Genomic DNA, 20,893 nt, shown 5'->3' with positions numbered 1-20,893 from the left:
AGGGACAGTTCCTGTACGAGCTGGCCGACCGCACCGGTGTGCGCCTGCTCATCGACGTCGCCAACCTGCACACCAACCACGTCAACCGAGGTGAGAAGGAGGCGCAGCGGCTCGGCCGGGTGCTGCGTCCCAAGGCGGACGGGCACCAGGCCCACTTCTACTCGGTCGTGGCGCGGGACACCATCGACCAGGACTTCGCGGCGCACCGCCAGCGGTTCCTGGCGGAGCAGGGGTACGCGTACCGGATCATGGACGCGGACGAGCTGCTGGCGGAGGGCTGAGCGGACGGCGCCGATGGTCGCCGCGCGCGGCGTGAGGCGGTCCCGCAGGTCCTCACCTGCGGCGGACGCCCGCCTCCTCGCGGTACTCGCCGAGGACGATCACGTCGAAGGCGGCGCCGACGAAGACCTTCACCGCGCGCAGGGCGTCGCCGAGGCGGTGTCGGCGGTGGTCGGACAGGGGGGTCGCGCCGGACGGGCGACCGGGGGCCGGGGTGATGGTCGCTGCACTCATGACTCCATGGTGCGCGCGGGGGCATAAGGGCGGCATCGGTCCCAGGTCCCCATTCGGCGTAGTCCCTGGGTACACCTGTGGGCGCCGGCGTCCCCTACGGGTCGCAGGCGCGTCCCTCCGGGGCGCCGGGTAAACGCGTTGGCGCGGCTTCGGCGGCTCACCTAGAATCTCCGCTCTTGCCCGCCTCCCCTCGGAGCGCCGCCGTCCGGACGGAAACCGGACGGCAATCGCCGTAGCCCACCCCCAGCCGGCCCGGAGGCACCCCCTTGTCCACGCCGTCCTCGTCCCGCACGCCCGACGACGACCCCCTCGCCCGCGAACGCGGCCATCTCTCCTCCTCCCGCGCCGCCCTGCGCGCGATGCGGGAGGACGTCGAGGCCCTCGACATCAGCGACGTCACCGCGAACTGGGTCAACGCCCAGATCCTGGAGCGGCAGATCGGGGAACGGATCAAGGCGCTCGCCGATCTCAGCGACACCCCGCTGTTCTTCGGCCGGCTCGACTACCTGCACGCGCCCGGCGCGGACCGGGCGGAGGGCGCGGAAGGCGAGAAGTTCTACATCGGGCGTCGCCATGTGCACGACGGCGACGGCGACCCGATGGTCATCGACTGGCGTGCGCCGGTCTCGCAGCCGTTCTACCGGGCGTCGAAGAAGGACCCGATGGACGTCGGGCTGCGCCGCCGCTTCGGCTACACCCGCGGGGACATCACCGCGTACGAGGACGAGCATCTCTCCGACCCCACCGAGGCCGCCGCCACCAGCAAGCTGCTCCAGCAGGAGATCGAGCGGCCGCGTGTGGGCCCGATGCGGGACATCGTCGCCACCATCCAGCCCGAGCAGGACGAGATCGTGCGCAGCGGGCTGGGCGGCACGGTGTGCGTGCAGGGCGGTCCGGGGACCGGGAAGACGGCGGTCGGTCTGCACCGGGTGGCGTATCTGCTGTACGCCCACCGTGAGCGGCTCGCTCGCACCGGCACGCTGGTCATCGGGCCGAACCGGTCCTTCCTCCACTACATCGAGCAGGTGCTGCCGGCGCTGGGCGAGCTGACGGTCCGCCAGGGCACGGTGGACGATCTGGTGGCTCATGTGGAGGTGCGGGGCGAGGACGACGCGGCGGCGGCGCTCGTCAAGGGCGACGCGCGGATGGCGCAGGTGCTGCGGCGGGCCGTCTACGCGCAGGTGCGGATGCCGGCCGAACCGCTCGTCGTGGTGCGCGGGTCGCGGCGCTGGCGGGTGCCGGCGTACGAACTCGAGGGGATGGTGAGGGAGTTGCTCGGCCGGGACATCCGGTACGGGGCCGCCCGGGACGCCTTGCCGCAGCGCATCGCGCACGCTGTGCTGGTGCAGATGGAACGCTCGGGCGAGGCCCCGGACGACCGGGTGCAGGATGCCGTGGCCCGCAACAGCGCGGTGAAGGCGGTGGTGAAGGAGGCCTGGCCGGCCGTCGACCCGGCGAAGCTGGTGCTGCGGCTGCTTAACGACGCGGAGTTCCTCGCCGAGCACGCGGACGGCGTGCTGAGCGAGCTGGAGCAGAAGACGATCCTGGCGGTGAAGCCCGCGCGGTCCGTGAAGGCGGCCAGGTGGTCGGCGGCGGACGCGGTGCTGATCGACGAGGCGAAGGACCTGGTGGAGCGAACGCACTCGCTCGGCCATGTGGTCCTCGACGAGGCGCAGGACCTGTCGCCCATGCAGTACCGGGCGGTCGGCCGCCGTTGCACGACGGGTTCGGCGACGGTGCTGGGCGATCTGGCGCAGGGCACCACGCCGTGGGCGACCCGGAGCTGGGAGGAGGCCCTCGGGCACCTCGGCAAGGCGGACGCCGTGGTCGAGGAGCTGACGGCTGGTTTCCGCGTCCCGACGGACGTGATCGTCTACGCCTCCCGGCTGCTGCCGCACATCGCGCCGGGCCTCGCCCCCGTGGCGTCGGTCCGTGAGAACCCGGGCTTCTTCGACCTCCGGGAGGTCGCGGACACGGCGGACGTCGTCGCGGCCTGCGAGGAGCTGCTGCGCAACGAGGGCTCGACGGGCCTGATCGCGGCCGACGCCCGGATCCCGGCGCTGGCCGAGGCGCTGGCGGCGGCGGGCGTCCCGTGGCTGGCCCCGGGCGAGGAGACGACGGCCGAAACCCGCCTCACGCTGGTCCCGGCGTCCTTGGCCAAGGGCCTGGAGTACGACTACGTCGTCCTGGACGAACCGCAGGCCGTGGTCGACGGGGAGCCCGACGAGCGGACGGGCCTGCGCCGCCTGTACGTGACCCTGACCCGAGCGGTCTCCGGCCTCCTCGTCACCCACACGGCCTCACTGCCCCACCAGCTCACCTGACCCGACCCCCGGCCGCCCCCGGGGCCCCACCGGCCGGGTCCCCGGACCGGCCAGGGTCCCGAACCGGCCGGGCCCGACGGGCCGGACAGGCGCGCGGCCGGGCGGCGGACCCGGCAAACGCGCGACAGGCCGGGCGACCCACCGGGCCGAAACAAGCGACGGGCCGACGGGCCGGACAGGCGCGCGGCCGGGCGGCAGACCCGGCAAACGCGCGACAGGCCGGGCGACCCACCGGGCCGAGACAGGCGGCGGGCGGCGAGCGGCGGGCGGCGGGCGGCGGGCGGCGGGCGGCGGGCGGCGGGCGGCGGGCGGCGGGCCAGGGATGCCCCGGGGGTCGACGGGATCCACCCACCCTCCCGCACGCCTCCTCCGGCTCGCCCCCCATACCCCGCGGGCTCGCGCCCCCCACGCCCCACGCCCCGCGGGCTCGCGTGCCCCACGCCCCACGCCCAGCGGGCTCGCACACCTCCGACGCCCGCGGGCTCGCGTGCCCCACGCCCCGTCGGCTCGGGCTCCCCGCCTTGCGGCGCAGTCGGCCTAGCCGGCTTGCCCCGCGCGCGCCGTCGGGGCGGTGTGCGGCGCCGGTTCGGTGTGCTCGCCGTCCACCGCACGGCGCCACTCGCGCACGGCGTGGGCCGACACCGGGCCGGACCAGCCGTCCGGGCGGGCCGCGCCGCCGATGTGGAAGGCGTCGATCCCGGCGGCCCGCAGCCGCGGGAGGTGGTCGAGGCGCAGGCCGCCGCCGACGAGGAGGCGCTGCTCGTAGCCCGGTTCGCCGTGCCGGGCGGCCTCGGCGAGCAGGGTGGGCAGCCCCGCGTCGACCCCGGCCGGGGAGCCGGCGGTGAGGTAGGCGTCCAGTCCCGGCAGGCCGTCCAGCTGCTTGCGCAGGGCGTCGCGGTCGGCGGCGTGGTCGAGGGCGCGGTGGAAGGTCCAGCGGCAGCCGTCCAGCTCGGCGACGATCCGCTCCACCGCGCTCAGGTCCACCGCGCCCTGCGCGTCGAGGAAGCCGAGCACGAACTCCCGCGCGCCGGCCGCGCGCAGATCGGCGGCGGCCCGCACGAGGCGGTCGACGTCGCCGGCCGCGAAGCCGTCGGACAGGCGCAGCATCACGCGCAGCGAGAGGTCGACGGCGGCCCGGATTCCGGCGAAGACCGCGACCGGCGGGGTGAGCCCGTCGGCGGCCATGTCGGTGACCAGCTCGAGGCGGTCCGCGCCTCCGGCCTGGGCGGCGACCGCGTCCTCGGCGTCGAGGGCGATCACCTCCAGCACTGCACGCTTGCTCATGGGTCCCCATTCGTCGGCGTTCCGCACCCGGGCGCGCTTATAGGTCTAGTCCAATTTAAGAATACGCCGGTCGGCGGGACAATGAGGCCATGGCCGATCTCGACGCGCTGCGCACCCGTTTCAGCCACGCCCTGGAAGGGGTCCGGGGTCCGGGCGGCGGCGCCGACCCCGCGCCCTACGCCGACGCCCTCCTCGCCCGCTGGCAGGAGCCCCAGCGCCGCTACCACACGCTGACCCACCTCACCGACGTCCTCGACCGCGTCGACGTCCTGCGGGCGCACGCCGCCGACCCGGACGTCGTCCGGCTGGCCGCCTGGTTCCACGACGCCGTCTATCTTCCCGACCGCTCCGAGAACGAGGAGCGGTCCGCCCGTCTCGCCGAGCGCGCCCTCGCCGAGGCCGGCGTGCCCGCGGACAGGACCGCCGAGGTCGCGCGGCTCGTCCGGCTCACGGTCAGCCACGACCCGGCCGACGACGACCCCGACGGCCGGGTCCTGTGCGACGCCGACCTCGCGATCCTCGCGTCGCCGCCGTCCGCGTACGCCGCCTACACCGCCGCCGTCCGCGAGGAGTACTCCTTCGTGCCGAACGACGCCTTCCGCGCCGGACGTTCGGACGTCCTGCGCCGACTCCTCGCCCTGCCCCGCCTGTTCAGGACGCCGTACGGGAGCGAGCACTGGGAGGACACCGCCCGCTACAACCTGCGCGCCGAGCTGGAGCTGCTGGCCTCATGACCGCCGCCGCGCAGCAGCCCGCCGCCCCGCGAATCCCCGCCGGGCGGCTCACCCTCGTGGGCGTCTCCCCCACCGTCGCCGCCGGGCTGCGGGCGGGCGGCGGCGGAGGCTTCAGCTGGCTCGGGGGCGCCCCGTTCGAGGGCACCCGGGACGCCGCCGGAATGCTGACCACGGCGTACGCGGCCGGCGTGCACCGCCCGGAGTTCGGCCTGTACGTCCTCGTGCGGCGGTCGGACGGCCTGGCCGTCGGCAGCATGGGCTTCCACGCGGCCCCCGACGACGACGGCCGCACGGAGATCGGTTACGACCTGGTCGAGGCCGCCCGCGGCCGGGGCTACGCGACCGAGGCCCTGCGCGCGCTCGCCGGATGGGCCTCGGCGCGGGACGACGTACGACGCCTGTTCGCGGTCGTCGAACACGTCAACGCCCCCTCGCGGGCCGTGCTCGAACGGGCCGGCTTCGTCCGGGTCGGCGAAGGCGAGGGGGAGTACGCGTATGAGCTGCGCGTCCGACCGCAGCTGACGTAGCCGCGGCCGATCTTCGTCCCTTCGGCTCCCGGCGCACGCCTTCCGCTTCGGATAATTCCGACACGGCCGCGCCGCGCGCGGTCGCGCACGCCGGGGGAAACGGGGGAACGTCATGAGCACGACCGGCCCGTCCACGCCACCGGATCCTCCCGACCCCCACCGGCTGGCCCGGCAGAGCCTGCGGTGGGCCATCATCGGGGTCGTCGTCAGCTCGGTGCTCGCCGTCGTGGGCATCTACCAGTCGTCCCACGGAGGCGGGGGCGGCGGGACCGGCGGCTCGAGCTCCGGTTCCACTTCCGGTTCCGGTTCGGCCTCCGGATCCGTCTCCGGCGGCGACTCCGCTTCGGGCTCCACGACGGGCGACGGCGGCACGGACGGGACGACGACGGACGGCGCCGCGGAGGGGGCGAGCGACGGGACCACGAGCGGCGGCAGCCCCAGTCCTTCCGACTCCGGCGGCACGTCCGACGGCGGCTCCGAGGGCGGCGGCACGGACAGCGGCGGCACTGACGGCGGCGGCGGGAGCGACGGGCTGACCGCGAGCGAGCGCGCCCTGCGCGACACGCTCAACAGCGACCAGTGGTCGCGCGACAGCTGCTCGCACACCGAGTGGCGGGGCGCGGACGCCGCCCTGTTCTGCACGGTGACCACGGTCGACCAGTACGGCGTCTCGGGCGCCGGCAAGGCGAGCGTCATCATGTACGACACCAAGTCCGACCGTGACGCCGTCTTCCAGTCCTACGCCGCCCGTCTGCAGCCGGGGAACTGCGAGTCGCAGACCAACGTCTACGGCGCCTGGCGCGAGAACAACACCGGCGACTCCGCCGGGGACGTCGTCTGCTTCCTCTCCAGCACCGGGCAGTACGTCTTCCTCTGCTCGTACTACGACCGCCCCGCGCTGGTCCAGATCAGCGGCCCCGACCACACGAGCCTCGCGGCCTGGTGGCACACCATGGAACCGGTCTTCAGCAGCTGACGCCGCCGCCGTCCCCGCGGACCCCTTCCCGGACCCCTTCCCGGCCGCCGCCCTTGCGTCGGCGCAGGCCGGACTCCGTCAGCAGCCGCACCACCTCACGGCTGCTCACCTCGACCGCGCCGGCCGCCACCACCTCGTCGTAGCGAGGGGACGGGATGTCGTAGTGGTCGCGTTCGAAGGCCCGCCGGGGGACGCCCAACCGATCGGCGAACGCCTGCAGTTCGGCATACGAGACATCGCTGACCAGATGCGACCACATCCGGCCGTGCCCCGGCCAGTTCGGCGGATCGATGTAGACGGTCATGAGCGCCTCACGAGGACGGCCCGCCCCCCACGGCCGACCCCAGCGAGCCCACCGAGGCGACCTTCACCCCCGCCTTGTGGCACACCCAGTGCGGGTCGGGACCCAGCTCGGGCTCGACCTCGAGGGCGTGCGGGTCGCCGGAGCCGCAGACCGGGCACAGCGGCCAGCGCCCGTACCGCTCCAGCAGCGCGTCCTGCACGTCCTGGGCCACCAGACCGGCCACGAACGCCGCGCCGTCCGGCCACTGCTCGACCCACCAGCGGCGCTGCACGACCGAGTCCTCGACCATCGACACCACGTCGGCCGCGGCCACCTCGCCCGAGGCCAGGTCGGCGAGCACCAGGGCACGCGCCGTGTGCAGGGTCTGTTCCAGGGGGCTCGTGGGGTCCATGCCCCTATTGTGCGCACTCCCGGCCCGCTCCCGGACAGAGATGCGTTTCCTATGCCGCCCACTCCCCCGGCTCCGGCCGCGCGGGCGAGCTCCGCGCCGGCTCCGGCCGCGTCGTACGAGACCTCGCCCCACCGACGGCGGTAGATGTTGCGGAGTCCCTGCGGCGCCCACCGCCGCCCCGCCTGCCCCATGCCGTCCCTGGCATCCCTGCCATCCCTGCCGCCCCTGCCGCCCCTGCCGACGAGAGAGAACCGGAAACGCCATGAACTCCAGTGCCGGCTCCCAGGATCTGCGCACCGCGCTAGACACCCTCACCACCGAGGCCTTCCGCCCCGACCTCGCCGAGATCGACCGCCTCCCCACGCTCGACATCGCCCAGCTGATGAACGCGGAGGACGCCGGCGTCGCAGCCGCCGTGGCCGCCCAGCTCCCGCGCATCGCCGTCGTCGTCGACGCGACGGCGGCGCGGATGGCGCGCGGCGGACGGCTGGTCTACGCGGGCGCGGGCACCGCGGGACGGCTCGGCGTGCTCGACGCCTCCGAGTGCCCGCCCACCTTCGGCACCGCCCCGGGCCAGGTCGTCGGCGTGATCGCCGGCGGGCCGCCGGCCATGACCGTCCCGGTCGAGGGCGCCGAGGACTCCCCCGAGCTCGCCGAGGCGGATCTCACCGCGCTCTCCCTCACCCCCGACGACACCGTGATCGGCGTCTCCGCCTCGGGCCGCACTCCCTACGCCGTCGGCGCGGTGCGCCACGCCCGTGCCCGCGGCGCGCTGACCGTCGCGCTGGCCTGCAATCCGGGCAGCGCCTTGGCGGCCGCCGCCGAGCACGCGATCGAGGTGGTGGTGGGCCCCGAGCTGCTCACCGGCTCGACGCGGCTGAAGGCGGGCACCGCGCAGAAACTGGTGCTGAACATGGTCTCGACGATCACGATGATCCGGCTGGGCAAGACGTACGGGAACCTGATGGTCGACGTCCGCGCCTCCAACGACAAGCTGCGCGCCCGGTCGCGGCGGATCGTCGCCCTGGCGACGGGCGCGGCGGACGACGAGATCGAGGCGGCGCTCGCGGCGGCGGACGGCGAGGTGAAGGCCGCGATCCTGGTGGTGCTGGCGGGGGTGGACGGGTCGGCCGCCGCCCGCCTTCTGGAGGAGTCCGGGGGACATCTGCGCGCCGCTCTCACCGCGGCGGGCCGCTGAGCCGCACGCTCGGGGGGTGCGCATCGACTCCTCCTCCACAGCCGCCGCGATCCTGCCCCTCGTGGGCGGCCCCGCGAACGTCCTGTCCGTCGCCCACTGCATGACCCGGCTGCGACTGGACCTCGCCGATCCGTCCCGGGCGGACGAGGCGGCGCTGCGGGCGGTGCCCGGGGTGCTCGGGGTCGTGGTCGCCGACGGCGCCTTCCAGGTCGTCCTCGGACCGGGCGTGGTGACGCGGGTGACGGCCGACTTCGAGAAGCTGACGGCCGCACACCGGCTGGCGGCACGCGGCGCCGGGCTGAAGGCGCGGCAGCGCGAGCGCAACGCGACCCCGCTGAAGAGCGCCCTGCGCCGCCTCGGCGCCGTCTTCGTCCCCCTCGTCCCGGCCCTCGTCGGCTGCGGGATCCTGGCCGGCGTCAACGGCCTGCTCCTCAACGCGGGCCTGCTGCCGGGGCTCACGCCGGCGCTGACCGCGATCGCCTCCGGCTTCATGGCGCTGATCGCCGTCTTCGTCGGCCACAACACGGCGAAGGAGTTCGGCGGCACACCGGTCCTGGGCGGCGCGGTCGCGGCGATCGTGGTCCACCCGGGCGTCGCGAAGGTGACGGCGTTCGGGGTGACGCTGGCTCCCGGGCAGGGCGGCGTTCTCGGCGCGCTGGCGGCCGCGCTGCTGGCGACGTACGTGGAGAAGCAGTGCCGCGGCCGGGTCCCGGAGACGCTGGACGTGCTCCTGACCCCCGCCCTGACGGTCCTGGTCGCCGGCCTCGGCACCCTGTACGGGCTGATGTACGCGGCCGGCGCCGTCTCGGCGGCCATCGGCACGGCGGCGAACTGGCTGCTGACGACGACGGGCGCGTTCGCCGGTCTGCTGCTCGGCGGCCTCTTCCTGCCGCTGGTGACGCTGGGCCTCCACCAGGCCCTGATCCCCGTCCACACCACGCTCATCGAGCAGCAGGGGTACACGGTCCTGCTGCCGGTGCTGGCGATGGCGGGCGCGGGCCAGGTCGGCGCGGCGGCGGCGGTGTACGTCCGGCTGCGCGACGACGTGGCGCTGCGGACGACGATCAGGTCGGCGCTGCCCGCCGGGCTGCTGGGCGTCGGCGAGCCGCTGATCTACGGGGTGTCCCTGCCGCTGGGCCGCCCCTTTCTCACCGCCTGCGCGGGCGGCGCGGCCGGGGGCGCCTTCATCGGGTTCTTCGCGATGCTCGGCGACCGGGTCGGGGCGACGGCGATCGGCCCGTCGGGCTGGGCCCTGTTCCCGCTGCTGGCGGGCGACCGGGGGCCGGGCGTCACGGCGGCGGTCTACGCGGGCGGCCTGCTGACGGGGTACGCGGTCGGCTTCGCCGCCACCTACGCCTTCGGCGGCGTCCGGGCGGCAGCCGCAGCCCTGTCCCCCGCGGCGACGACCGCGTCCACGGCCGTGGACGCCACACCCCCGAACACCCCCGCCCCGCCCCGCACGGCCCCCACCCCGCCCTGAGGCCGCCCCCGCCCTGAGGCCGCTCCCGCGGACGCCGGCCGGCCAGTCGGCGAGAGCCGTCGTTCGGCGGGGCGAGCCCTACCCTTGGGGCCATGAACCACGCCCAGCTCACCGCGCTCGGCCGTGCCCTGCGTGTTCTCGGCGAACACGGCGACGCCCTCACCACCGACACCCCGGACGCCCGGCTGCACGAGGTCAAGGCCGATCTGCGGCGGGCGCTGGAGCTGCTGGACGACAGCGTGGTCGGCGCCGCCCCGACGACCCGCTGTGCCGAGCACCCGTACGGCCCGGTCGACCAGGCCGCCGCCGATCTGTGCCTGCTGTGCGAGACGCGCCGCCGGGCAGCCCGGCGCGCCGAGTTCAACGGCCCGCCGCCGCAGGCGCCGCACATCTCCCCCGCCCCCTCGCGGTACGGCACCCGTGCCGACCGCCCGCAGCCCCAGCAGCGCTGGCTGGCGGAGCTGTGGAACGGCCAGGAGTGGCAGCTCTGCGGAACACCGCGGCGGGACCGGCGCGAGGCGGAGCTGTACATCGCCGCCCTGCGCCGGGGGTCCCGCCCCGCGATGGCCTACCGGCTCGTGCACGAGTTCACCGACTACGAGGTCCTGCGGATCTGGGGCACCCCGGTGAAGGTCGACATCGAGCCGCTCGGCAATCTCTGAGCGACCCCGCCCCCGGCGGGACGGGGCAGCCGAGCCGAGGCTCAGCTCAGGGTGCGCAGCGCGGCGGCGTCGTAGGGCTTCAGCTCGTCGAGCCGGCCGCCGAGCACCTTGGCCGCCCACTGCGGGTCCTGGAGCAGCGCGCGGCCGACGGCCACCATGTCGAACTCGTCGCGCTCCAGACGGTCGAGGAGGTCGTCGATGCCCTTGACCGGCGCGCCCTCGCCCGCGAAGCCCCTGAGGAAGTCGCCGTCGAGGCCGACGGAGCCGACCGTGATGGCGGGCTTGCCGGTGAGCTTCTTCGTCCAGCCCGCGAGGTTGAGGTCCGAGCCGTCGAACTCCGGGATCCAGTAGCGGCGGGTGGAGGCGTGGAAGGCGTCGACGCCGGCGGCGGCGAGCGGCGTGAGGAGGGCCTCCAGCTCCTCGGGGGTCTCGGCGAGACGGGCGTCGTAGGCGTCCGACTTCCACTGCGAGTAGCGGAAGACGACCGGGAACTCGGCGGAGACGGTCGCGCGGACGGCGGCCACGATCTCGGCGGCGAACTTCGTGCGGGCCACCAGGTCGCCGCCGTAGGCGTCGGTCCGGCGGTTGGTGCCGGCCCACAGGAACTGGTCGAGGAGGTAGCCGTGGGCGCCGTGCAGCTCGACGCCGTCGAATCCGATGCGCTCGGCGGCGGCCGCGGCCTCGGCGAACGCGCCGATGACGTCGTCCAGGTCGCGCTGGGTCATCGCCTTGCCGGCGCCCTCGGTGCCGTCCAGCCGGACGCCGGAGGGCCCGACGGCGGGCGCGTCCGCGTACGGCGGCTCGCCCTGCTTGCGCACCATGCCGATGTGCCACAGCTGCGGCACGATCTTCCCGCCGCCCGCGTGCACGGCCTCCGCGACCTTCGCCCAGCCCGCGAGCTGCTCGTCCCCGTGGAACCGCGGAACCCGGTCGCTCTGCCCGGCGGACTCGTGTCCGACGTAGGTGCCCTCGGTGACGATGAGACCGACGCCGGCGGCGGCGCGACGGCCGTAGTACGACACGACGTCCTCGCCGGGAACGCCGTCCGGGGAGAACATGCGCGTCATGGGGGCCATGGCGATGCGGTTCGGGACGGTGAGTCCGTTGATGGACACCGGACGGGAAAGGATCTCGGCGGCGCGGCTGGCGGCGGGCGGCGTGATGCTCACGTGGGGGACTCCTCAGGACGACGGTGAACCGGCTGGTATGTGCACACGCATCGAGTGCGCTCCCCACGCAACACCCCGGGCCCCCGGCCCATTCCACCCCCTGCGAACCCGCCCCTGTGATCCCGGCCACGCGCCCCCTACGGGACAGAGCCGCGCTCCACCGCGTCACGGTTCAGCCGGCGGACCCGCTCCCTCAGCACCTCGTCCGCGGACGCCTCCCCCACGTCCTCCGGCGGACAGTCCCACTCCCGTCCGCCGCCCACCGGCCGCAGCACGACCGCGCCCTCCGACCGCTCCATGACCTCGCCGATCCGGCCGCTGCGCGTGTCCAGGACGTACCTCACGCCTCCCCTCCCGCCCGGCGCAGGGCGGCCGCGACACGCGAGGCCACGACGAGGTTGCAGCGGCCCAGGTCCACCAGGGCGTACGGGTCGCCGTGCGCGCCCGACACGGGGTCGATCCGCAGCGACGGCAGGACGATCCCCGCCCCGCCCAGCGCGGCCCGCAACTGCTCGACGGCCTCCTGGACCGTCCGCGCGGGCCGGTCACCCGTCGTCGTCTCCACCATGCCCATCCCTCCACGCTGAGTGTTCCCGTTCACCACACAGCGTGGCCGCCCCGCCTCTAGCCTGGCGAGATACGGCGTCCCAACAACACCGTCTGTAGGACCAGGGGGTACCCGTGTCCGGCCCGAAGGACCTCGACCCGTCATCCTCGCCCCGCGCCCTACTGGGGGCGGAACTGCGGCACGCGCGTGAGAGAAAAGGGCTCAGCCAGGAGCAACTGGGCCAACTGTTGTTCGTGAGTGGATCGTTCATCGGGCAGTTGGAGACTGGTACGCGGCGCATGCAACCAGAGTGCGCACGCATGCTGGACGGAGCGCTGGAGACGGACTTCTTCGCGCGCAACTGCCGGGTCGCAGCCAAGTCGAAGCATCCAGAGCACTTCGCGGAGGCCGCCGACGCGGAGGCGCAGGCCGTAGCGATCAGGCAGTACGCGCCCCTGCTGATCCCGGGGCTGCTTCAGACGCCCGCGTACGCACGGGCAGTTTTCCGCGCATACCGGCCGACAGGCTCGGAGACGAAGATCGATGAGCTTGTGTCGCTCCGGGTGGACCGGGCCCGCATCCTCGACAGTCCAACAGAGCCTTTGTTGTGGGCGGTGATTGACGAGGCCGCGCTGCGTCGCGTGACAGGCGGGTACGAGGTGATGGCGGAAGCCCTGCGCCATGTGGTCGCAGTGGCCCGTCGCAACCGGGCCATCGTGCAGGTCTTGCCGTTCGAGGCCGGTGCGCACGCCTCCATGGAGGGCGCCATCAAGCTGATGGACTTCGACGACGCCCCTCCTCTGCTCTACTTCGAGGCGGTCGGCACCGGGCGGCTCGACGATGACCCCACCACCGTGAGACACCACCGGCGTTCGTTCGAGTTGCTCGTGGCCTGCGCGCTCTCGCCAGACCGCTCCTTGGCTCTGCTGGATGCCATGGCGCAGGATTACGCCCATGAGGAACACCCCTGACACCTGGCGCAAGTCGACGTACAGCGGCGGCAGCGGCGGCGAATGCCTCGAAGTAGCCCCGGGCCACCCCACGCCCGCCCCCTCCCCCGCCCCCGTCCGCGTCCGGGACTCCAAGGCCCCCCTCGGCCCGAGGCTCGCGTTCCGGGCGGAGGCCTGGTCCGCGTTCGTCGAAAACCTCAAGGCCGGCTGATCGGCGCCCGCCCCGAAGCTCAAGCGTCCAGCTCCGAGCCCTCTTTGCCTGGATTGGGTGGAGGGTTTCAACCCACCCTCCCACCCGGCCAGTTGACGCGGAGCGACCGATTTGCCACGGAAGGTCACCACGCTCTAGCGTGCGGACGACGAAACAGCCCCCGCCCGGTGCTACCAACACCGACGGGGGCCTGACCTACTAGATCGAGAAAGAGTCGATCCGTGGCTGACGCCAAGCTTAGCGCCGTCCCCCTGCCCGCGCAGGCGACCCCGCACCCGATGGCCAATCCGGGTTACGGAAAGCGCGCCGCTCCAGGGCAACTGCCCCGCACGAACCACGACTTCGCGCACCTCCCGCCCCGCAAAGCGGCTATCGCCGCGTACCTCGACCGGCTGCCCGACGGCACCGACATCTCCGTGAAGACGCTGGCCAAGCAGCTCCCGTACGGACAGTGCGCCCTGCGGACCGCCCTCAACCGCATCCAGCAGGCCGGGCATCTGAGGCGGGGCCGGGAGCGCATGGAGACCACCTCGGGCGAATTCCGCTGGATCACCCGAACGTGGTTCACCCGTACCGCACGCGACGACGGCTGGTGGGTGACGTTCACGCGGGGCGGCGTACCGGAAGACGCCCCGGAACCCGAACGGGCCCCGCCCACCACCCGCTCCCGCGCCCACATCCTCCTGGCCGCCCTCGGCCGTACGGCCCCCGTCCTCTCCCTCTCCGCCGCCGACTGCGCGCAGCTCGCCCCGCTGGCAGAGGAGTGGTTCGCGCGAGGAGCGACGGAGGAGACACTGCTGGCCGCCCTCACCGCGGGCCTGCCCACCCCCGTCCACAGCCCGGCGGCCCTGCTCCGCCGCCGCCTGACGGACAAACTCCCGCCGGAGCGACCCGCCCCGCGCCCACCCCGCCGGATGCTGGAGTGCGCGGAGTGCCGAGTGCCGGGACGACCCGAGGCCCTGCCGGGAGGCGTATGCCGCGGCTGTCTCGGCGAGCGCACGCCCACGCGCCCCGCCGCACTCCCGCCCGCCCCCGCGATCCGCGCCCGCGCGGGGGAGATCCGAGCTGCCATGTCCAGGAAACGGCAGGAAAGGACACCCGTATGACGGCTCCCACGGTCCGACGACGTCACCCCGGGGCACGATGGAGGGAAGGAGGCGAAGCCATGACCCCCAGCACCGCCGAACGCCCGCAGATGTCGATCCAGGACTTCGAGGACCTCAGCGCGGCGGCACCCGAGCATGTGCGGCTCGAGTTCGTCGACGGCCGGGTCCGCACCAGGGACCCCCTCGGCGTCGAGGACTTCGAAGAGTTGGAGCGCCGGGCGCCGGAGACCGTCCGGCTGGAGTACGTCAACGGAAAACTAGAGGTCAAGGCGATGCCAGACGGCAAGCACACGTCGATCTTCATGTGGTTGCTGCGCCAGTGCATGCACCAACGCCCTGATCTGGACCTCGCACCGGAACGCGGCGTCAAGGCCGAGGCCTACCGAAAGGGTCGAGCCCGCACGGACGGATTCCTCGCGCCGGTGAATCACTTCGTGGAAGACGGGGAGTGGTCCGCCCCCGATGGTGCCCTCATGGCTGTGGAAATCACCTCCCACGACCGCGACACCGACCAGCGCGACCGCGTCGACAAGCCCATCGGTTACGCCGGGGCCGCCATCCCCGTCTATCTCCTGATCGACCGCGACAACGACACGGCCGTCGTGTTCAGTGAGCCCAAGGACGGCCGCTACCAGCAGTCCGTGTCCTACCCCTGGGGTGCCACCGTCCCGCTTCCGGCACCCGTAGGCATCACCCTCGACACCGAGCAGCTCAAGCAGTTCGCCGACTGAAAAGCCCGAGGGCGGCACCCCCCGTTTCCGGGAAGTGCCGCCCTCGGTCGAAGGACAGGCGATCAACCGTCAGGTCGATCAGAAGTCCATGTCACCGCCCGGCATGCCGCCGCCGGCGGGCGCGGCGGCCTTCTCCGGCTTGTCGGCGATGACGGCCTCGGTGGTGAGGAACAGCGCGGCGATGGAGGCGGCGTTCTGCAGGGCGGAACGCGTGACCTTCGCCGGGTCGATGATGCCTTCGGCGATCATGTCGACGTACTCACCGGTCGCGGCGTTCAGGCCGTGGCCGACCTGGAGGTTGCGGACCTTCTCCACGACGACGCCACCCTCGAGACCACCGTTGACGGCGATCTGCTTGAGCGGGGCCTCGAGCGCGATGCGCACGGCGTTGGCGCCGGTCGCCTCGTCACCCTCGAGCTCCAGCTTCTCGAAGACGGCGGACGCCTGGATGAGCGCCACGCCGCCACCGGCGACGATGCCCTCCTCGACGGCGGCCTTCGCGTTGCGGACGGCGTCCTCGATGCGGTGCTTGCGCTCCTTGAGCTCCACCTCGGTGGCGGCGCCGGCCTTGATGACCGCGACACCGCCGGCGAGCTTCGCCAGGCGCTCCTGCAGCTTCTCGCGGTCGTAGTCCGAGTCGCTGTTCTCGATCTCGGCGCGGATCTGGTTGACGCGGCCCGCGACCTGGTCCGAGTCGCCGGCGCCGTCGACGATGGTCGTCTCGTCCTTGGTGATGACGACCTTGCGAGCCTTGCCGAGCAGGTCGACGGTCGTGTTCTCGAGCTTGAGACCGACCTCCTCGGAGATGACCTCGCCGCCGGTGAGGATGGCGATGTCGTTCAGCATCGCCTTGCGGCGGTCGCCGAAGCCCGGAGCCTTGACCGCGACGGACTTGAAGGTGCCGCGGATCTTGTTGACGACCAGGGTCGACAGGGCCTCGCCCTCGACGTCCTCGGCGATGATCAGCAGCGGCTTGCCGCCCTGCATGACCTTCTCGAGGAGCGGGAGCAGGTCCTTGACGCTCGCGATCTTGGAGTTCGCGATCAGGATGTACGGGTCGTCGAGGACGGCCTCCATACGCTCCATGTCGGTGGCGAAGTACGCCGAGATGTAGCCCTTGTCGAAGCGCATGCCCTCGGTGAGCTCGAGCTCCAGACCGAAGGTCTGCGACTCCTCGACCGTGATGACGCCTTCCTTGCCGACCTTGTCCATCGCCTCGGCGATGAGCTCGCCGATCTGGGTGTCGGCGGCGGAGATGGAGGCCGTGGAGGCGATCTGCTCCTTGGTCTCGACATCCTTCGCCTGCTCGAGCAGGGCGCCGGAGACGGCCTCGACGGCCTTCTCGATGCCGCGCTTGAGAGCCATCGGGTTGGCGCCGGCGGCTACGTTGCGCAGGCCTTCCTTGACGAGGGCCTGGGCGAGGACGGTCGCGGTGGTCGTGCCGTCGCCGGCGACGTCGTCCGTCTTCTTCGCGACTTCCTTGACCAGCTCGGCGCCGATCTTCTCGTACGGGTCCTCGAGCTCGATCTCCTTGGCGATGGAGACACCATCGTTGGTGATCGTGGGGGCGCCCCACTTCTTCTCGAGGACGACGTTGCGGCCCTTGGGGCCGAGCGTCACCTTGACGGCGTCCGCGAGCTGGTTCATGCCGCGCTCGAGGCCGCGCCGCGCCTCCTCGTCGAACGCGATGATCTTGGCCATGTGAAGTGGTCCCTCCAGGACTGGGGGTGATTCCTTCGGACCGCGCCCGCGCCCGCGACGGACGGCTCGCCGGCCGTGTGGTTCCTTGCCCCACCTGGCCTGCGGGCCTCACCGACCCGGTCCTTCGTTGTCACTCTCACCTTCAGAGTGCTAACGCCAATGATTAGCACTCGCCCATGCCGAGTGCAAGCGCCTCGGGACGATCCGCAGGTGAACAGGGGGCGTCCGGGTCGGTGCGCGCGCGTCGGCGGGGCACCGGCGCCCACCCCTGTCCCCGTCCCGGAGCATGCCGAAGGGCTCGCGCCCCAGGAGGCGCGAGCCCTTCGAAGATGAAACAGAAGAACGACGCTGTCAGTCGGCGCGTGCTTCAGCCGGTCGCGAGACGGACCATGTCCGCCTGCGGCCCCTTCTGGCCCTGCGAGATCTCGAAATCGACCCGCTGACCCTCTTCCAGGGTGCGGTAGCCGTCCATCTGAATCGCGCTGTAGTGGACGAAAACATCCGCACCACCGTCGACCGCGATGAAGCCGTACCCCTTCTCCGCGTTGAACCACTTGACGGTGCCCTGAGCCATGCCTAACTCCCCTATTACTGGCCCTTGCACAGATCCACACTTCGTGGATCCGGGTCAGACCTCACCCCCCAGTTGGTTGGGGGCGTGCGCCGGAACGCGTCGACCGCGGCTGAATGTATCTGCCCAACTGCCCTCTGCAACAGGTCAGTCGGACGAGAATTCTGGACGCGTGAGATCCGGAATGTGGCGCAAATTCGCCAGAATTCAGGGCAAGTCGGGCCCTGCAAAAGCCACATAAGCCACATAAGCAGCGCACACTTTGGCTGCTTCTTGTCGGGCTCGGGCGTAAACAAAAGGCCCCGGAACCGGTGATCAGGACCGGGTTCCCCAACTGTACCGCGCTCAACCACACTGAATTGCCCCCTCCGCTTCTATCGCGGAGAGGGCAATTGGATGAACTCTCGGTAATCGCTGTTACCGACGGTTACTACCCGCCGGTACTGAACAGCGGTCAGCCACCGGCGACGGCCGGAATGATCGAGACGCCGGCGCCGGCCGGAGTCGCCGTCTCCAGACCCTGCTCGAAGCGGACGTCGTCGTCGTTCACGTACACGTTGACGAACCGCCGCAGCTTGCCCTGGTCGTCCAGGACGCGCGCCGCGATGCCGGTGTGGTTCTTCTCCAGGTCGGAGATGACCTCGCCGAGGGTCGCGCCCTCGGCCGAGACCTCGGCCAGGCCGCCGGTGTAGGTGCGCAGGATGGTCGGGATGCGAACAGTGACGCTCATGGTGTGTGATCTCCGGTCAGGTAGTCGGCCTCAGGGGCGCGGGGAACTGCGCGACCAGCCCCACCCGGCCCGCAGCGCGCGTACGGTCTCCTAGCGGAGCGCCCCGCTCATGATGCGAGGCCAGCCTCTCGGAAAGAGTCCAGGTTCGGGCGGATCGTCGCGGTGAGTCCGGTGCCGGCCACCGCGTCCAGGGTCTTCAGGCCGTCGCCGGTGTTCAGGACGACGGTCGTCTTCGTCGGGTCCAGCAGACCGTTCTCGATCAGCTTCTTCGCCACGCCCACGGTCACGCCGCCGGCCGTCTCCGCGAAGATGCCCTCCGTGCGCGCCAGCAGCTTGATCGCGTCGACGACCTGCTCGTCGTTCACGTCCTCCACCGCGCCGCCCGTCCGCCGCGCGATGTCGAGGACGTACGGACCGTCCGCCGGGTTGCCGATGGCCAGCGACTTGGCGATGGTGTTCGGCTTCTGCGGGCGGACCACGTCGTGCCCGGCCTTGTAGGCCACGGACACCGGGGAGCAGCCCTCGGCCTGCGCGCCGAAGATCTTGTACGGCCTGTCCTCGACCAGCCCGAGCTTGATCAGCTCCTGCAGACCCTTGTCGATCTTCGTGAGCTGCGAGCCGGAGGCGATCGGCACCACGAGCTGGTCGGGCAGCCGCCAGCCGAGCTGCTCGCAGATCTCGTACGCCAGCGTCTTGGAGCCCTCGGCGTAGTACGGCCGCAGGTTGACGTTGACGAAGCCCCAGCCCTCGCCCGCCGGGTCGCCGATGAGCTCGGAGCAGAAGCGGTTGACGTCGTCGTAGTTGCCCTCGATGCCGACGAGCTCGCCGCCGTAGATCGCGGCCATGACGACCTTGCCCTGCTCCAGGTCGTGCGGGATGAACACGCAGGAGCGGAAGCCGGCGCGGGCCGCGGCGGCGCCCACCGCGCCGGCCAGGTTGCCGGTGGAGGAGCAGGAGAGCGTGGTGAAGCCGAACGCGCGGGCGGCCTCGATGGCCTGGGCGACGACCCGGTCCTTGAAGGAGTGGGTCGGGTTGCCGGAGTCGTCCTTGACGAAGAGCTTGCCGGCGTCGACGCCCAGCTCGCGGGCGAGGTTGTCGGCCTGCACGAGCTTGGTCCAGCCGGGGTTGATGTTCGGCTTGTCGGCCACGTCCGCCGGGACGGGCAGCAGCGGCGCGTAGCGCCAGATGTTCGCGGGTCCCGCCTCGATGCGCTTGCGCAGCTCCTCCGTGTCGTAGGAGGCGAAGTCGTACGCGATCTCGAGCGGGCCGAAACACTCCTCGCACGCGAAGACCGGACCGAGGGGGACGCGGTGGCCGCACTCGCGGCAGCTCAACGCGGTGGCCGGACCGAGGTCGACAGCGGAGGTCGTAGAGTCCGTGGTGCTTGCAACAGTCTGCGCAGCCATGTGAGGCGAGGCCCTTTCTCCTCATCTTCCTCACGACGCACTTCGCCGTGAGACGGATTTGGCACCTTCCCGAGCCGGGAGCCTCGCTGAACGATCAACAGTGATCCACGAGAACCGACTGGAGGGTTGCCGGGGCTTCATCGGGCCGTGTCCCTCTGCCCCTCTGGATGAGCGGTATGCGGTTGTTGATCTGTGTGCGCCGATGACCCTGACATGCGATGGTCACCCGCGTTGTTCAAGACTGTAACCGAAGGCCAGGACAGTTGAGATAGTCGTCCGAACCGCGAGATGGATCACGCAGGACCGTACTCGCCGAGAGAACGCAGAGGAGCCGCCGACGTGCTGGAAGAAGTCGAGCGCTGGCTGAGCACCCGTTCCTGGTCCCTGACGGACCGCCCGCTGCACCGGATTCTCGCCGCCAAACAGCGCACCGGCCAGTCGGTGAGCGTCGTGCTGCCCGCGCTCAACGAGGAGGAGACGGTCGGCGAGATCGTCGCCGTGATCCGTCACGACCTCATGCAGCAGGTCCCGCTCGTCGACGAGATCGTGGTGGTCGACTCCGGATCGACCGACCGCACGTCCGCGGTCGCCGCGGCGGCGGGCGCGCGCGTCGTCCACCGCGACGAGATACTCCCCCGCCTCCCCGCCGTGCCCGGCAAGGGCGAGGTGCTGTGGCGTTCGCTGCTGGTCACCCGCGGGGACGTGGTCTGCTTCATCGACGCCGACCTGCGGGAGTTCTCCTCCGACTTCGTCTCGGGGATCGTCGGCCCGCTGCTCACCGATCCGGACGTGGACCTGGTCAAGGCCATGTACGACCGCCCGCTGGGCGGCGCGGCCGGGCAGGGCGGCCGGGTCACCGAGCTGATGGCCCGCCCCCTGCTCAACATGCACTGGCCGCAGCTCGCCGGGTTCGTGCAGCCGCTCGGCGGCGAGTACGCGGCCCGCCGGAGCCTGCTGGAGCAGCTGCCCTTCCCCGTGGGGTACGGCGTGGAGCTGGGCATGCTGGTCGACGCCCTGCACCTGGTGGGTCTCGACGCCCTCGCCCAGGTCGACGTCGGCGTGCGCAGGCACCGCCACCAGGACGGCCAGGCCCTGGGCCGGATGGCGGCGGCGATCTACCGCACCGCCCAGCTGCGGCTGGCCCGCGGCCATCTCGTCCGCCCGGCCCTCACCCAGTTCGAGCGCGGCCCGGACGGCTTCGAGCCGCACACCTACTCCGTGGACACGGAGGAACGACCGCCGATGACGGACATCGCGGAGTACGCGCGACGCAGAGTGGCCTGAGCGCGTACCGCCGCCCGCTGTCCCCCGCGGCGGGCCGGTTCGCGCCGACCGGCGGCGGCGACCGGCGGCGACACGGCCGGATACCGCCCCTCCA

Annotated in this window: 23 protein-coding genes, 1 pseudogene and 1 riboswitch; of the genes and pseudogenes, 13 read left to right on the top strand and 11 right to left on the bottom strand. The window is 72.4% G+C overall.

Annotated features, from left to right (window positions below):
* The coding region (locus ABT300_RS12285) for a multinuclear nonheme iron-dependent oxidase (protein WP_351674315.1) at nucleotides 1-281 on the top strand (281 nt) is incomplete at its 5' end.
* 52 nt (nucleotides 282-333) lie between these two features.
* Here the strand turns inward: ABT300_RS12285 and ABT300_RS12280 are convergent.
* Nucleotides 334-513 (bottom strand): hypothetical protein, encoded by a 180-nt coding sequence (locus ABT300_RS12280; protein ID WP_351674313.1) that lies wholly within the window; start codon nucleotides 511-513, stop codon nucleotides 334-336.
* Between the two features lie 359 nt (nucleotides 514-872).
* Between ABT300_RS12280 and ABT300_RS12275 the strand changes: the two genes are divergently transcribed.
* Nucleotides 873-2,837 carry a HelD family protein gene (locus tag ABT300_RS12275; RefSeq protein WP_452994105.1) on the top strand — a complete coding sequence of 655 codons (1,965 nt, stop codon included), beginning with the start codon at nucleotides 873-875 and terminating at the stop codon, nucleotides 2,835-2,837.
* 537 nt (nucleotides 2,838-3,374) lie between these two features.
* Here ABT300_RS12275 and ABT300_RS12270 read toward each other — a convergent pair.
* Nucleotides 3,375-4,121 carry a copper homeostasis protein CutC gene (locus ABT300_RS12270; protein WP_351674310.1) on the bottom strand — a complete coding sequence of 249 codons (747 nt, stop codon included), beginning with the start codon at nucleotides 4,119-4,121 and terminating at the stop codon, nucleotides 3,375-3,377.
* Nucleotides 4,122-4,210: 89 nt separating this feature from the next.
* Here ABT300_RS12270 and ABT300_RS12265 point away from each other — a divergent pair, with 89 nt between their 5' ends.
* The 3 genes and pseudogenes from ABT300_RS12265 (at nucleotide 4,211) to ABT300_RS12255 (ending at nucleotide 6,358) form a co-directional block, all read left to right on the top strand.
* Nucleotides 4,211-4,855, top strand: a complete 645-nt coding sequence (locus tag ABT300_RS12265; protein ID WP_351674308.1) for an HD domain-containing protein — start codon at nucleotides 4,211-4,213, stop codon at nucleotides 4,853-4,855.
* Nucleotides 4,856-4,887: 32 nt separating this feature from the next.
* A pseudogene (locus ABT300_RS12260) lies at nucleotides 4,888-5,382 on the top strand (GNAT family N-acetyltransferase); the annotation flags it as partial.
* 112 nt (nucleotides 5,383-5,494) lie between these two features.
* Entirely contained in the window at nucleotides 5,495-6,358 is an 864-nt protein-coding gene (locus tag ABT300_RS12255) for a hypothetical protein (RefSeq protein ID WP_351674306.1), read from the top strand.
* Here the strand turns inward: ABT300_RS12255 and ABT300_RS12250 are convergent.
* Nucleotides 6,348-6,662 carry a DUF4031 domain-containing protein gene (locus tag ABT300_RS12250; protein WP_351674305.1) on the bottom strand — a complete coding sequence of 105 codons (315 nt, stop codon included), beginning with the start codon at nucleotides 6,660-6,662 and terminating at the stop codon, nucleotides 6,348-6,350. The two genes, ABT300_RS12255 and ABT300_RS12250, sit on opposite strands and share 11 nt — an antisense overlap.
* Nucleotides 6,663-6,669: 7 nt before the next feature.
* Nucleotides 6,670-7,053: a DUF8819 family protein gene (locus tag ABT300_RS12245; protein ID WP_351674303.1), complete on the bottom strand. Its 384-nt coding sequence runs from the start codon at nucleotides 7,051-7,053 to the stop codon at nucleotides 6,670-6,672.
* A gap of 262 nt (nucleotides 7,054-7,315) precedes the next feature.
* Here ABT300_RS12245 and murQ point away from each other — a divergent pair, with 262 nt between their 5' ends.
* From murQ to ABT300_RS12230, 3 genes are all read left to right on the top strand, one after another.
* Nucleotides 7,316-8,251 (top strand): N-acetylmuramic acid 6-phosphate etherase, encoded by a 936-nt coding sequence (gene murQ, locus ABT300_RS12240; RefSeq protein ID WP_351674302.1) that lies wholly within the window; start codon nucleotides 7,316-7,318, stop codon nucleotides 8,249-8,251.
* Nucleotides 8,252-8,267: 16 nt separating this feature from the next.
* Nucleotides 8,268-9,731 (top strand): PTS transporter subunit EIIC, encoded by a 1,464-nt coding sequence (locus ABT300_RS12235; RefSeq protein WP_351674300.1) that lies wholly within the window; start codon nucleotides 8,268-8,270, stop codon nucleotides 9,729-9,731.
* 92 nt (nucleotides 9,732-9,823) lie between these two features.
* The gene (locus ABT300_RS12230) at nucleotides 9,824-10,393 is read left to right on the top strand and encodes a hypothetical protein (protein ID WP_351674298.1); all 570 of its coding nucleotides are present in this window, start codon (nucleotides 9,824-9,826) and stop codon (nucleotides 10,391-10,393) included.
* Between the two features lie 41 nt (nucleotides 10,394-10,434).
* Here ABT300_RS12230 and ABT300_RS12225 read toward each other — a convergent pair whose 3' ends face one another.
* From ABT300_RS12225 to ABT300_RS12215, 3 genes are all read right to left on the bottom strand, one after another.
* A complete protein-coding gene (locus tag ABT300_RS12225; protein WP_351674296.1) occupies nucleotides 10,435-11,562 on the bottom strand; it encodes an NADH:flavin oxidoreductase in 1,128 nt (375 codons plus the stop codon).
* Between the two features lie 137 nt (nucleotides 11,563-11,699).
* The gene (locus ABT300_RS12220; RefSeq protein ID WP_351674295.1) at nucleotides 11,700-11,906 is read right to left on the bottom strand and encodes a hypothetical protein; all 207 of its coding nucleotides are present in this window, start codon (nucleotides 11,904-11,906) and stop codon (nucleotides 11,700-11,702) included.
* Nucleotides 11,903-12,130: a hypothetical protein gene (locus ABT300_RS12215; protein ID WP_351674293.1), complete on the bottom strand. Its 228-nt coding sequence runs from the start codon at nucleotides 12,128-12,130 to the stop codon at nucleotides 11,903-11,905. Before ABT300_RS12215 ends, ABT300_RS12220 begins: the two co-directional genes overlap by 4 nt.
* Nucleotides 12,131-12,243: 113 nt before the next feature.
* On the opposite strand from ABT300_RS12215, the gene ABT300_RS12210 reads away from it, so the two are divergent.
* The 4 genes from ABT300_RS12210 (at nucleotide 12,244) to ABT300_RS12195 (ending at nucleotide 15,107) form a co-directional block, all read left to right on the top strand.
* Nucleotides 12,244-13,080 carry a helix-turn-helix domain-containing protein gene (locus ABT300_RS12210; RefSeq protein ID WP_351674292.1) on the top strand — a complete coding sequence of 279 codons (837 nt, stop codon included), beginning with the start codon at nucleotides 12,244-12,246 and terminating at the stop codon, nucleotides 13,078-13,080.
* Nucleotides 13,064-13,270, top strand: coding sequence for a DUF397 domain-containing protein (locus ABT300_RS12205; RefSeq protein WP_351674290.1), 207 nt, complete (start codon nucleotides 13,064-13,066; stop codon nucleotides 13,268-13,270). The genes ABT300_RS12210 and ABT300_RS12205 overlap by 17 nt, the downstream gene beginning before the upstream one ends.
* 278 nt (nucleotides 13,271-13,548) lie before the next feature.
* Nucleotides 13,549-14,376, top strand: coding sequence for a hypothetical protein (locus ABT300_RS12200; protein WP_351674320.1), 828 nt, complete (start codon nucleotides 13,549-13,551; stop codon nucleotides 14,374-14,376).
* Between the two features lie 59 nt (nucleotides 14,377-14,435).
* Nucleotides 14,436-15,107 carry a Uma2 family endonuclease gene (locus tag ABT300_RS12195; protein ID WP_351674289.1) on the top strand — a complete coding sequence of 224 codons (672 nt, stop codon included), beginning with the start codon at nucleotides 14,436-14,438 and terminating at the stop codon, nucleotides 15,105-15,107.
* A gap of 78 nt (nucleotides 15,108-15,185) precedes the next feature.
* Here the strand turns inward: ABT300_RS12195 and groL are convergent, their stop codons facing one another.
* The 4 genes from groL to thrC all read right to left on the bottom strand — a co-directional run bounded on the left by groL (nucleotide 15,186) and on the right by thrC (nucleotide 19,515).
* Entirely contained in the window at nucleotides 15,186-16,808 is a 1,623-nt protein-coding gene (groL, locus tag ABT300_RS12190; protein WP_351674288.1) for a chaperonin GroEL, read from the bottom strand.
* A gap of 367 nt (nucleotides 16,809-17,175) precedes the next feature.
* Nucleotides 17,176-17,382, bottom strand: a complete 207-nt coding sequence (locus tag ABT300_RS12185; protein WP_007493268.1) for a cold-shock protein — start codon at nucleotides 17,380-17,382, stop codon at nucleotides 17,176-17,178.
* 451 nt (nucleotides 17,383-17,833) lie between these two features.
* Nucleotides 17,834-18,109 (bottom strand): MoaD/ThiS family protein, encoded by a 276-nt coding sequence (locus ABT300_RS12180; RefSeq protein ID WP_351674287.1) that lies wholly within the window; start codon nucleotides 18,107-18,109, stop codon nucleotides 17,834-17,836.
* A 107-nt stretch (nucleotides 18,110-18,216) separates the two neighbouring features.
* A complete protein-coding gene (gene thrC / locus ABT300_RS12175) occupies nucleotides 18,217-19,515 on the bottom strand; it encodes a threonine synthase (protein ID WP_351674286.1) in 1,299 nt (432 codons plus the stop codon).
* Between the two features lie 18 nt (nucleotides 19,516-19,533).
* Nucleotides 19,534-19,689: riboswitch (SAM riboswitch) on the bottom strand.
* A gap of 165 nt (nucleotides 19,690-19,854) precedes the next feature.
* Between thrC and ABT300_RS12170 the strand changes: the two genes are divergently transcribed.
* Nucleotides 19,855-20,799 (top strand): glucosyl-3-phosphoglycerate synthase, encoded by a 945-nt coding sequence (locus ABT300_RS12170; protein WP_351674285.1) that lies wholly within the window; start codon nucleotides 19,855-19,857, stop codon nucleotides 20,797-20,799.
* Nucleotides 20,800-20,893 lie beyond the last annotated feature (94 nt).

Origin of the sequence: Streptomyces sp. NPDC001027 (assembly GCF_040299045.1) — a bacterium.
In the GTDB taxonomy this organism is placed as follows: domain Bacteria; phylum Actinomycetota; class Actinomycetes; order Streptomycetales; family Streptomycetaceae; genus Streptomyces.
The sequence above is the reverse complement of the archived record's forward strand: the minus strand, read 5'-3'. Positions and strand labels throughout refer to the sequence as shown.